Here is an 11,523-nt window from a genome sequence, read left to right as displayed (position 1 = left end):
CCCCACCGCCCGCGGGGGCGCGCGGCCCCCCCCGCCCCCGCCCCGGCCCCCCCCCCCGGGCCCGCCCCCCCCCCCCCCCCCCCCGGGGGGGCCGGTCGCACACCGCGCGGTACGCGCCGTGCCGTTACGCGCGCGCCGCAGCCTCGTCCGCCGCGCGGGCCCGCAGGGCGCGCTCGACGCCCGAGCGGGACTCCGTGATCAGACGGCGCAGGGCCGCGTTCCGACCGGCCGGGGCCAGCCAGGCGTCGGTCGCCGCCAGGGTCTCCTCCGAGACCTGGAGCAGCGGGTACAGGCCGATCGCGACCTGCTGCGCCATCTCGTGCGAACGGGACTCCCAGACATCCTCGATCGCGGCGAAGTACTTCTCCGTGTACGGCGCGAGGAGTTCGCGCTGGTCGGTCTGGGCGAAGCCCGCGATCACGGCCTCCTGCACGGCGTTCGGCAGCTTGTCGTCCTCGACCGCCGAGGCCCACGCCTCGGCCTTCGCCGCGGCCGTCGGCCGCGCGGAGCGTGCCGCCGCCGCGTGCCGCTCGCCCGCCGCCGTCTTGTCGCGCTCGTACTCCGCGGCGATCTCCTCCTCGTCGAAGTCGCCCGTCGCCGCGAGCCGCTGCACGAACGCCCAGCGCAGCTCCGTGTCGACCGCGAGGCCCTCGATCGTCTCCCGGCCCTCCAGCAGGCCCTGGAGCAGGTGCAGCTGCTGCGGTGTGCGGGCCGCGGCGGCGAACGCCCGTGCCCACGCCAGCTGGTGGTCGCTGCCCGGCTCCGCCGCCCGCAGGTGCGCGAGCGTCGCGTCCGTCCACTGGGCGAGACCCGCCTCGCGCCAGGCCGGCGCCGCGTACTGGTCGAGGGCCAGCTTCGCCTGCCGGTGCAGCGTCTGCACGACGCCGATGTCGGTCTCCTTCGAGATCCCCGAGAGCACCAGCGTCAGGTAGTCGCGCGCCGCCAGCTCGCCGTCGCGCGTCATGTCCCACGCCGACGCCCAGCACAGCGCGCGCGGCAGCGACTCGGTGAAGTCGCCGAGGTGTTCGGTGACGGTCCTCAGCGACTCCTCGTCGAGACGGACCTTCGCGTACGAGAGGTCGTCGTCGTTGAGCAGGATCACCGCGGGCCGCGCCCGGCCCGCCGGGACGGGGACCTCGGTGCGCGCGCCGTCCACGTCCAGCTCGACGCGCTCGCGGCGCACCAGCTTGCCCGCGTCGTCGAAGTCGTAGAAACCGATCGCGATGCGGTGCGGGCGCAGCACCGGTGTGCCCTTGGCGCCCTCGGGCAGCGCGGGCGCCTCCTGGAGCACCGCGAACGACGTCAGCACGCCGCTGTCGTCCGTCTCGATCTCGGGGCGCAGGATGTTGATGCCCGCGCTCTCCAGCCACGCCTTCGACCAGGTCTTCAGGTCGCGCCCGGAGGTCCGCTCCAGCGCGCCCAGCAGGTCCGTGAGGCGGGTGTTGCCGAAGGCGTGCTCCTTGAAGTACGCCTGCACGCCGCGGAAGAACTCGTCCTCGCCGACGTACGCGACGAGCTGCTTGAGCACCGAGGCGCCCTTCGCGTACGTGATGCCGTCGAAGTTGACGAGCACGTCGTCCAGGTCGCGGATGTCCGCCATGATCGGGTGCGTGGAGGGCAGTTGGTCCTGCCGGTAGGCCCAGGTCTTCATCGAGTTCGCGAAGCTCGTCCAGGCCTGCGGCCAGCGCGATCCGGGCGCCGCCGCCTGGCAGGCGATCGACGTGAACGTGGCGAACGACTCGTTCAGCCACAGGTCGTTCCACCACTCCATGGTGACCAGGTCGCCGAACCACATGTGCGCCAGCTCGTGCAGGATGGTCTCCGCGCGGCCCTCGTACGCCGCGTCCGTGACCTTCGAGCGGAACACGTACTGGTCGCGGATCGTGACCGCGCCCGCGTTCTCCATCGCGCCCGCGTTGAACTCCGGCACGAACAGCTGGTCGTACTTGGCGAACGGGTACGCGTGGTCGAACTTCTCCTGGAACCAGTCGAAGCCCTGCCGGGTCACATCGAAGATCGCGTCCGCGTCCAGGAACTCCGCGAGCGAGGGACGGCAGTAGATGCCGAGCGGGACGCTCTGCCCGTCCCTCTCGTACGTGCTGTGCACGGAGTGGTAGGGACCGGCGATCAGCGCCGTGATGTACGAGGAGATCCGCGGAGTCGCCTCGAAGCGGCGCACGCCCTCGGCGTCCGCCTCCGGCGTCGGCGAGTTCGACACGACCGTCCAGCCCGCCGGCGCCTTCACGGTGAGGCGGAACGTCGCCTTCAGGTCGGGCTGCTCGAACACGGCGAACACCCGGCGCGAGTCCGCGACCTCGAACTGCGTGTACAGATAGGCCTGTTCGTCGACCGGGTCGACGAACCTGTGCAGGCCCTCGCCCGTGTTCGTGTACGCGCAGTCCGCCTCGACCCGCAGCTCGTTGGCGCCCGCCCGCAGGCCCGGCAGCGCGATCCGGGAGTCCTTGAACACCGTGTCGACGTCCAGCTCCACGCCGTTCAGCACCACCGAGCGGACCTCGGGCGCGACCAGGTCGATGAAGGTCTCGGCGTCCGCCTCCGCGCTCTCGAAGCGCACCGTCGTCACCGACGCGAACGTGCCGCCCCCGTCCTGCGCGCCGCCGAGGTCGAGGTCGATCTCGTAACTGTCCACGCGGAGCAGCCGAGCCCGCTGCTGCGCCTCGTCGCGGGTCAGGTTCGTACCAGGCACCGGGTCATCTCCTCGTTGTGTGTCGCTGTACGACCGCCATCCTTCCACGCGGCGGCCCAGCGCGACGTCGCATATCCGCCGGTACCGCCCGCCCCGCCCGGTCAGCATCGTGGACATGACCCAGCACACACCACGGCCCGTCGAACCGGCCGCGCTCAAGGAACTCAGGACCCGCGACGACGCGGGGAGGACCATGGCCCCTTTCACCGACGAGGAGGGCGGTTCGCCGCTGCGCTGCTGCCTGCGCGGCAGCGAGCCCGGCGAGACCATCGCCCTGGTCTCGTACGCCCCGCTGCGCCGCTGGGCGGCCGGGACGGGCGCCGACCCCGGCGCGTACGACGAGCAGGGGCCGGTCTTCATCCACCCCGGCGACTGCGGCGGCCCCGACCCGGCGCCGAGCGCCCGCTACCCCTTCGCGCGCCCCGGCGCGCTGCGCACCCTGCGGCGCTACGACCGGCGCGGGCACATCGCGGGCGGCCGGCTCTTCGAGATCCCGGCGGCCACCGGCGCGGAGCCGGACGCCGACGCCGCCTTCGACGCGGCGCTCGACGAGGCGTTCGCCGACCCCGAGGTCGCCCTCGTCCATGTACGGGCGGTGGAGTACGGCTGCCTCCACTTCGAGGTACGCCGCCCCTGACCGACCTCGGGGGCCGGTGCGCGGCGCGCTCCGGCCCCCGAGGTGGTACGCGCCCCTCAGGCGCCGCGCAGCTCCGCCGCGACCAGCTCCGCGATCTGCACCGCGTTCAGCGCCGCGCCCTTGCGCAGGTTGTCGTTGGACACGAACAGCGCGAGGCCCCTGCCGTCCTCCACTGTCTCGTCGACGCGGATGCGCCCGACGTACGACGGGTCCCGGCCCGCGGCCTGGAGCGGCGTGGGGATTTCGGAGATCTCCACCCCCGGCGCGTCCGCGAGCAGCTCGTACGCGCGCTCCACCGTCAGCGGGCGCGCGAAGCGCAGGTTCACCTGGAGCGAGTGGCCGGTGAAGACGGGGACCCTGACGCAGGTGCCCGAGACCTTCAGCTCCGGGATCTCCAGGATCTTGCGGGACTCGTGGCGGAGCTTCTGCTCCTCGTCCGTCTCGTACGAGCCGTCGTCCACCAGGCTGCCCGCGAGCGGCAGCACGTTGAAGGCGATCGGCCGCTTGTACACGGACGGCTCGGGGAAGTCGACGGCGCCGCCGTCGTGCGTGAGGCCGTCCGCCTCAGCGGCGACCTTCTGCGCCTGGTTGTGCAGTTCCGCCACGCCCTTGAGGCCCGATCCCGAGACCGCCTGGTACGTCGTGGCGACCAGCGCGGTCAGGCCCGCCGCCGCGTGCAGCGGCTTGAGCACCGGCATCGCGGCCATCGTCGTGCAGTTCGGATTGGCGATGATCCCCTTCGGCCGGACGGCGACCGCGTGCGGGTTGACCTCGCTGACCACCAGCGGGACCTCGGGGTCGCGACGCCACGCCGACGAGTTGTCGATCACGACCGCGCCCTGTGCCGCGACCTTCTCGGCGAGGGCCTTCGAGGTGGCTCCGCCGGCCGAGAAGAGCACGATGTCGAGCCCCGTGTAGTCCGCGCTCGCCGCGTCCTCGACGGTGATCCGCCCGTCCCCCCACTCCAGCGTGCTGCCGGCCGAGCGGGCCGAGGCGAACAGGCGCAGCTGGGTGACGGGGAAGGCACGCTCCGCGAGGATTCTGCGCATGACCGTGCCGACCTGACCGGTGGCTCCGACGATTCCGACCTTCACGGGGACTCCTTGGCGGTGACGTGTGTACAGGGATCGTTACGTGCGTACGGACGGCGCTGTACGTACGACGGTGCTCCTATGCCTGCCCATCATGCGGACGCTACACGTGACGTTGTCCACCCCATTGTCCAGCAGTACGCAGGTGGGGTGGTGTCCGGCCGCTCACACCGCCGGATCGGGCGATTGCGGTGAGCCGGTTCTTCACGCACCGCCGTTCCCCTCCGCCCGTCCTCCACCCGGCTGGGCCGGCCGCCCTGCGCGGGGGCCCTGGGCGGTCGTACGGGCGGCTCCCGCGCCCGGTGGGCGGCGGCGGGGCCCGTGGTAGCGTTCCTTCCCCCGCGCCGCCGGGAGGTGAGTCCCGTTACCGCCGTCAGCCCTGTCTGCCCGCAGCGTCCGCCCGGACTCACCGCCGCCCGCTGAACTTCGCGGGTCCGGCCCCTCCGGGCCCTTCCGGAAGGCCGGTGCACCACCGATGTCCCTCGTCGCCGCACTCCGCGCCGCCGGCTGCGTGTTCGCGGAGGAAGAGGCCGCGCTGATCCTCGACACCGCCTCCGGGCCGGACGAGGCCGACCGGATGACCGCCCGCCGCGTCGCGGGCGAACCCCTCGAACACGTCCTCGGCTGGGCCGCGTTTCTCGGTACGCGCGTCGCCGTCGGCCCCGGCGTCTTCGTGCCCCGCCGCCGTACGGAGTTCCTCGCCGAACACGCCCTGCGGCTGATGCGGCCCGGCGCGGTCGCCGTCGACCTGTGCTGCGGCTCCGGCGCCCTCGGCGCCGCGCTCGCCAGAGGCGGCGCGGGCGAGGTGCACGCGGCGGACCTCGACCCCGCCGCCGTCGAGTGCGCGCGGCGCAACCTCGGACCGCTCGGCGTACCCGTCCACCGGGGCGACCTGTTCGCGGCGCTCCCGGCCGCCCTGCGCGGCCGGGTGGACATCCTGGTCGCCAACGTGCCCTACGTACCGACGGGCGACGTGCCGCTGCTGCCTACGGAGGCCCGTGAGCACGAGCCGCTGCTCTCCCTCGACGGCGGCGACGACGGGCTGGGCGTCCTGCGGCGCGTCGCCGGGGGCGCGGCCGACTGGCTGGCCCCCGGCGGGGTGCTGCTCAGCGAGACCAGCGAGCGCCAGTCCGCCGCCGCGTGCGCCGCTTTCGCCGCCGCGGGGCTCGACGCGCGCCTGGCCGAGGACGACGAACTCGGCGCCACGGTCGTGCTGGGCCGCCAGGCCGGTGGCGTCAGAGCGAGTCGACGATCTTCCCGGGGGTGATCCGCACGACCACGGTCGGGCCCACGTTCCCGCCCGCGAACTCCGCGTACGGCTTGCCCGCGTAGCTGAGCGAAAGCCGGTCGAGGAGTTCCTGCGCGCCCTCGGCCGTGGTGGTCGCGGTGCCGCGCACCTCCGCGTACGTGTACGGCGCGGACGCCGGGTTCAGCAGGACGGTGATCCGCGGGTCGCGCGCCACGTTGCGCGCCTTGCGCGAGTCCGCGCCGGTGGCGAACACCAGGTCGTCGCCGTCCCGCCCGATCCACACCACCGCGAGGTGCGGGCCGCCGTCCGGCAGCAGCGTCGACACCGTCGCGAACGGCTTCCCGCCGTCGACGAGTTGCTTCAGGTTCTCCGAGAGCTCCACTGCCATGCCGTGCCCTTCCGGAAGCCGTCACGGCCGCACCGTGACGGTGTGTTGCCAGGTCGTCACGATTCTATGCGCGAGGGGAGAGTGCGCGGGGCGGCGAGACACCCGGCCAGGGACGCGCGGCGGACGGGTCATCCGCTGCCGTCGCGGCCCCCGTCGCCGTCGTCGAGCAGCGCCTCCTCCCACGGGGAGCGGCGGGTGCCCTCGGGCGGCAGCTTCTTCGCGGCGCTGTAGTGCGCGTGGCCGGCCGTGACGCGCAGTACCTGCACAGGGAGCACGAGGTACGCGCGCTTCCTGCGGATGCTCGCCCTGCCCCGGGGCCCATCCGAAGACCCGTCCGGCGGCCCGCCGCGGAACACGGCGGTGATCACGTCGCCGAGGTGCCCCGCGGACACGTCCTCCAGAATCCAGTCGTCCAGCACGAGCCGTACCTTGCGGGTGGTCGCGGACTTGCCCATGACCGCGAGATACACGTCGGAGTCCGCGAGCCGCCCCGACCAGTCGGCGAACCAGTGCCCCCGCCCGGCCGGCCGCTGGTCGAGCAGGGCACCACGGACCCCGAGGGAGCGCAGGGCCGCCTCGGCCCCGGCCACCACGGGGAGCTTGTTACTGCTTCTCGGTGCCATCGTCGAAACGATCTCACACCGGGCGCCGCGCGGCCCCCGCTATGCCGCCTGGCAGGACGGGCACCAGAAGAGGTTGCGTGCCGCGAGCTGCGCCGAGCGGACCGGAGTGCCGCACACCAGGCACGGCAGGTTCGCCCGCCGGTAGACGTACACCTCGCCGCCGTGGTCGTCCACGCGCGGCGGCCGGCCCATCGCCTCCGGCTCGTGCTCGGGGCGGACCGTGTCGATGCGGTTGTTGCGTACGCCCTCCCGCATCAGCGCGGCCAGATCCGCCCAGATCGCGTCCCACTGCTCACGGGGCAGGTCCCTGCCCGGGAGATACGGATCGACGCCGTGCCGGAACAGGACCTCCGCGCGGTACACGTTGCCGACACCCGACACGGTCTTCTGGTCCATCAGCAGCGCCGCGACCGACGTGCGGGAGCGGGAGATCCGGGGCCAGGCGTCGTCGGCCGACGCCGCGGCACGCAGCGGGTCGGCGCCCAGCCGTTCGTGCACCGCGGCCTTCTCGCCGTCCGTGATCAGCGCACAGGTCGTGGGACCGCGCAGGTCCATGTACGCGGACTCGCCCAGCAGGCGCAGCCGCACGGTGTCCGTGGGCGGCGGGGCGGGCGGCGCGCCGAACGTGACCTTGCCGAACAGGCCCAGGTGGATGTGGACCCACCCGGTGTCCTCGAAGCCGAGGAAGAGATGCTTGCCGTGGGCGTCCACCCGCCCGAGCACCCGCCCGTCGAGGAGCGCGGCGCTGTCCGAGAACTTGCCCTGGGGGCTGCTCGCCCGGACCGCCCGGCCGCCGAAGCGGTCCTGGTGGTCCAGGGCGAGCCGGTGGATCGTATGTCCTTCTGGCACGAGCCGAACCGTCCGCGCTCAGCCCTGCCCGGGGTGGTGCGCGGGAACCGGCGGAAGCTGGCCCGTCTCCTCGTACGCGCTGAGCATGCCGATGCGGCGGCTGTGCCGCTCCTCGGTGGAGAACGGCGTCTTGAGGAAGACCTCCACGAACGACGTCGCCTCGTCGCGGCTGTGCATCCGGGCGCCCACCGACACCACGTTCGCATTGTTGTGCTCGCGGCTCAGGCGCGCCGTCTCCTCGCTCCACGCGAGGGCGGCCCGTACGCCCTTGACCTTGTTCGCGGCGATCTGCTCGCCGTTGCCCGAGCCGCCGATCACGATGCCGAGGCTCTCCGGGTCCGCCGCCGTGCGCTCCGCGGCGCGCAGGCAGAACGGCGGGTAGTCGTCCTGGTCGTCGAGGATGTGGGGGCCGCAGTCGACCGGTTCGTGGCCGTGCGAGGCCAGCCACTGGACAAGGTGGGTCTTGAGTTCGTAGCCCGCGTGGTCGGAGCCGAGGTAGACGCGCATGCCACGAGTGTGGCACGGGAACCGAAGGGTAATGGGCAAGGGGCTCGCCTTATGTTGATCAGGACCCGACAATGCAGGGCAGGCCCGGCCGGGTGCGGCGGAGGGGCGCGCACGCCTCCCTTCGTGAACCCCCGCCTCCGGTCGTCCGTACATCACTGATGTCACCACGTCATGTACCTATCTACCGAGGGATGCACCGATATGACTCGTCCTCCCACCCTCACCGCGGAAGGCGGAGATCCCGCCCAGCCCGAACCGCCCGCCCCGCCGAGTGGGAACGACAGCGGCCTGCGCCCCGGACTGCGCAACCGCCACCTGTCGATGATCGCGATCGGCGGTGTCATCGGCGCGGGCCTCTTCGTGGGTTCCGGCTCCGGCATCGCCGCCGCGGGACCGGCCATCCTCGTCTCGTACGCCCTGGTCGGCCTGCTCGTCGTCCTGGTGATGCGGATGCTCGGCGAGATGGCGGCGGCCAATCCGACCTCCGGGTCCTTCTCCGCCTACGCCGACCGGGCGCTGGGCCGTTGGGCGGGCTTCTCGATCGGCTGGCTCTACTGGTTCTTCTGGGTGGTGGTGCTCGCCGTCGAGGCGACCGCGGGCGCCACGATCCTGAACGGATGGGTGCCGGCCGTCCCGCAGTGGGCCTGGTCGCTGATCGTGATGGTCGTGCTGACGGTGTCCAATCTGGCGTCCGTCGCCTCGTACGGCGAGTTCGAGTTCTGGTTCGCCGGCATCAAGGTCGTCGCGATCGGCGCGTTCATCATCATCGGCCTGCTCGCCGTCTTCGGTGTGCTGCCCGGCTCCGACAACCCCGGCGCAGGGTTCTCCCACCTCACGGACGCGGGCGGATTCCTGCCCAAGGGGCCGGGCGCGATCCTCACCGGTGTGCTGCTCGTGGTGTTCTCCTTCATGGGCAGCGAGATCGTCACCCTCGCCGCCGGCGAGTCGCCCGACCCGCGGCGCGCCGTGTCGAAGGCCACCAACAGTGTCATCTGGCGTATCTGCATCTTCTACCTGGGCTCGATATTCGTTGTGCTGGCACTCGTGCCGTGGAACGACAAGTCCGTCACCAACGACGGGAGTTACGTCGCCGCGCTGAACACGATCGGCATCCCGCACGTCGGCACCGTGATGGACGTGATCGTGCTGACGGCGGTGCTGTCCTGCCTCAACTCCGGCCTGTACACGGCGTCGCGGATGGCGTTCTCGCTGGGGCGCCGCGGTGACGCGCCGCGCGCCTTCAACCGTACGAGCCGGCGCGGTGTGCCGCACGTGGCGATCCTGTCGTCGGTGGCGTTCGGCTTCCTCGCGGTGTGGTTCAACTACCAGTGGCCCGACACGGTCTTCCAGTTCCTGCTGAACTCCTCCGGCGCGGTCGCGCTGTTCGTCTGGCTGGTGATCTGCCTGACACAGCTGCGGATGCGCAAGATGATCCTGCGGGAGTCCCCGGACAAGCTGGTCGTACGGATGTGGCTGTTCCCGTACCTGACCTGGGTGACTGCCGCCGTCATCGTCTTCATCGTCGGCTACATGCTCACGGACGACTCGGCCCGCAACGAGATGCTGCTGTCGCTGCTGGTCGCCGCGATCGTGGTCGGCATCGCGCTGGTCCGCAGGGCGGTCGGCAAGGAGACCCCGGCGGCGCCGCCCGCCGAGACCATCGCCGCGCCGGAGGGCAGGCCGTAGGACATGCCGTGCAGGGTCCGCGGGGCGCGCCCGGTCGCGGCGTGCCGCGCGGACCCTTCTGCCGTCCGGGCCCGCGCGCTCAGCCGGGCCCGTCCCGTGCCGGGCCGCGCGGTCAGCCGAGCGCCGACAGGTAGGCCACCGCGCTGCCCGGCGCCTCCTGGGACATGCACGCCGCGAGCCCCCGCGCGGACGTCTCGATCCCGTGCGAGCCGCGGGGCACGGCGTCCCGCTCGTACCGCTCGACCGCGTCGCGCACCGACGCCTCGCGTGCCACCGCCTCGCCCAGTTCCGCACCGTCCAACATGGCGAGGTTGGCGCCCATGCCCGCGAACGGCGTCATCAGGTGCGCGGCGTCGCCGAGGAGCGTGATGCCGGGACGGGCGGGCCAGTTGCGGCCCGGCGCGAGCGTGTACAGCGGGCGGTGCTCGAACACGTCGCCGCACGCGTCCAGCAGCGCGAGCAGTGCGGGGGACCAGCCGGCGAAGCGCTCCCGCAGCGCCGCCCGGGCCGCGTCCGGGCTCGTGAGCGCGCCGCCGGTGTACAGCTCGGCGTCCTCCGGCTCGCGCAGGGTGAAGTACACGCGCACCACCCCCTGCGTGTTGCGCTGCGCCATGATGCCGAGGCCGGCCTCGAAGGCGTACAGGCTGCCGTCGCCCACCAGCCGGGTGACCGCGGCCGCGCGGGCGTCCACCGCTTCGACACGCGCCTCGATCAGGTGCACGCCGGAGAACGCGGCCCCCGCGCCGCCCAGGTGCGCCCGGGTCCGCGACCACGCCCCGTCCGCGCCCACGACCAGGTCGAAGGCATCGTCCTCGGCCCCCGCGCCGGTCTCCGTGGCGGTGCCGGCCCCCGCCCCGTTCTCGGGTCCGGCGAACACCAGCCGGCTGCGGCCGTCGGCCCCGGGCACGATCCCGGTGAGCGCGTGCCCCCAGCGGACGGTGTCCCCGGCCAGCGAGTCGAGCAGCAGCGTCCTGAGGTCGCCGCGGTCGATCTCGGGCCGCGCGGCCACGCCGGGCGTGGGCTCGTGGTGCACGAGCACCCGCCCGTCCGCCCCGGACACGCGCACCTCCTCGCCCTCGGGACGCGACAGCGCACGGAAGGCGTCCGTCAGCCCCGCCGCGGCCAGCGCGGCCTGGCCCGTGCCGGGGTGCAGGTCGAGGGTGCCGCCGGGCGGACGCGCGGAGGGCGACACGTCGCGTTCGAAGACCGTGACGGGCACCCCGTGCACCTGGAGCACCCTGGCCAGGGTCAGCCCCCCGGGCCCGCCCCCGACGACCGCGACACGCGGTCCGCTGTCAGCCATGACTGCGCCCCCCGTCCGAGGTGGCGCCGGCCGTCACGGCGGCGCGGTCGGTGACGTCGAGGCGCAGTGGCAGTACCGCGTCGCCGTGGCGGGAGACCAGTGGGGCCAGGTCCGCGGTGTCGCGGGCGGGGGGGGCGGCCCGGGGGGGGGCCCGCCCCCCCCCCGGCGGGCACGCACCGTGTCCGTACGGCGGGTGACGGCGAGGCACCGCCTGTGTCACGCAGCGCAGTCGCGCGGGGCGGCCCCGGGCGTTCCGCGCGGGCGGTTCCGGGCGGTCCGCAGTACGGCGGCGGCGCGGGTGTGGGGCGGCGCGGGGGGCCGGGGGGGGGCGGGGGGGGGGGCGCGGGGGCGGGGGGGCGGGGGGGGGGGGGGCCCCGGGCGGGGGGGGCGGGGCGGGGGGGGGGGCGTCGTGGGGGGGGGGGGGGGGGGGGGGGGTGAAGTGGGCCCGCGGAGGGGCCCGGGCGGCCGGGCCGGGTAACCCCA

Annotated in this window: 10 protein-coding genes; 3 read left to right on the top strand and 7 right to left on the bottom strand. The window is 73.6% G+C overall.

Annotation, left to right across the window (positions count from 1 at the left end):
* Window positions 1–124 precede the first annotated feature (124 nt).
* Window positions 125–2,707, bottom strand: a complete 2,583-nt coding sequence (gene pepN, locus LCE31_RS24110) for an aminopeptidase N (RefSeq protein ID WP_225017538.1) — start codon at window positions 2,705–2,707, stop codon at window positions 125–127.
* Between the two features lie 115 nt (window positions 2,708–2,822).
* Between pepN and LCE31_RS24105 the strand changes: the two genes are divergently transcribed.
* The gene (locus LCE31_RS24105) at window positions 2,823–3,344 is read left to right on the top strand and encodes a DUF1203 domain-containing protein (RefSeq protein WP_225017536.1); all 522 of its coding nucleotides are present in this window, start codon (window positions 2,823–2,825) and stop codon (window positions 3,342–3,344) included.
* A 56-nt stretch (window positions 3,345–3,400) separates the two neighbouring features.
* On the opposite strand, the gene LCE31_RS24100 is transcribed toward LCE31_RS24105, so the two are convergent.
* A complete protein-coding gene (locus LCE31_RS24100; protein ID WP_225017534.1) occupies window positions 3,401–4,438 on the bottom strand; it encodes an aspartate-semialdehyde dehydrogenase in 1,038 nt (345 codons plus the stop codon).
* A gap of 472 nt (window positions 4,439–4,910) precedes the next feature.
* Between LCE31_RS24100 and LCE31_RS24095 the strand changes: the two genes are divergently transcribed.
* Window positions 4,911–5,702: a putative protein N(5)-glutamine methyltransferase gene (locus LCE31_RS24095; RefSeq protein ID WP_225017524.1), complete on the top strand. Its 792-nt coding sequence runs from the start codon at window positions 4,911–4,913 to the stop codon at window positions 5,700–5,702.
* Here LCE31_RS24095 and LCE31_RS24090 read toward each other — a convergent pair.
* From LCE31_RS24090 to LCE31_RS24075, 4 genes are all read right to left on the bottom strand, one after another.
* Entirely contained in the window at window positions 5,671–6,072 is a 402-nt protein-coding gene (locus tag LCE31_RS24090; protein ID WP_225017522.1) for a PPOX class F420-dependent oxidoreductase, read from the bottom strand. The two genes, LCE31_RS24095 and LCE31_RS24090, sit on opposite strands and share 32 nt — an antisense overlap.
* A gap of 128 nt (window positions 6,073–6,200) precedes the next feature.
* A complete protein-coding gene (locus LCE31_RS24085) occupies window positions 6,201–6,695 on the bottom strand; it encodes a hypothetical protein (RefSeq protein WP_225017520.1) in 495 nt (164 codons plus the stop codon).
* 39 nt (window positions 6,696–6,734) lie between these two features.
* Window positions 6,735–7,544, bottom strand: a complete 810-nt coding sequence (locus tag LCE31_RS24080) for an Fpg/Nei family DNA glycosylase (RefSeq protein ID WP_225017518.1) — start codon at window positions 7,542–7,544, stop codon at window positions 6,735–6,737.
* A gap of 18 nt (window positions 7,545–7,562) precedes the next feature.
* The gene (locus LCE31_RS24075; RefSeq protein ID WP_225017516.1) at window positions 7,563–8,051 is read right to left on the bottom strand and encodes a ribose-5-phosphate isomerase; all 489 of its coding nucleotides are present in this window, start codon (window positions 8,049–8,051) and stop codon (window positions 7,563–7,565) included.
* 201 nt (window positions 8,052–8,252) lie between these two features.
* Between LCE31_RS24075 and LCE31_RS24070 the strand changes: the two genes are divergently transcribed.
* Entirely contained in the window at window positions 8,253–9,737 is a 1,485-nt protein-coding gene (locus LCE31_RS24070) for an amino acid permease (RefSeq protein WP_225017514.1), read from the top strand.
* Window positions 9,738–9,849: 112 nt separating this feature from the next.
* On the opposite strand, the gene LCE31_RS24065 is transcribed toward LCE31_RS24070, so the two are convergent.
* The gene (locus tag LCE31_RS24065) at window positions 9,850–11,040 is read right to left on the bottom strand and encodes an FAD-dependent oxidoreductase (RefSeq protein WP_225017512.1); all 1,191 of its coding nucleotides are present in this window, start codon (window positions 11,038–11,040) and stop codon (window positions 9,850–9,852) included.
* Window positions 11,041–11,523: the final 483 nt, after the last annotated feature.

The organism is Streptomyces sp. 8L (assembly GCF_020176795.1).
GTDB lineage: Bacteria > Actinomycetota > Actinomycetes > Streptomycetales > Streptomycetaceae > Streptomyces.
This window is presented reverse-complemented; position numbering and strand designations above follow the sequence as displayed.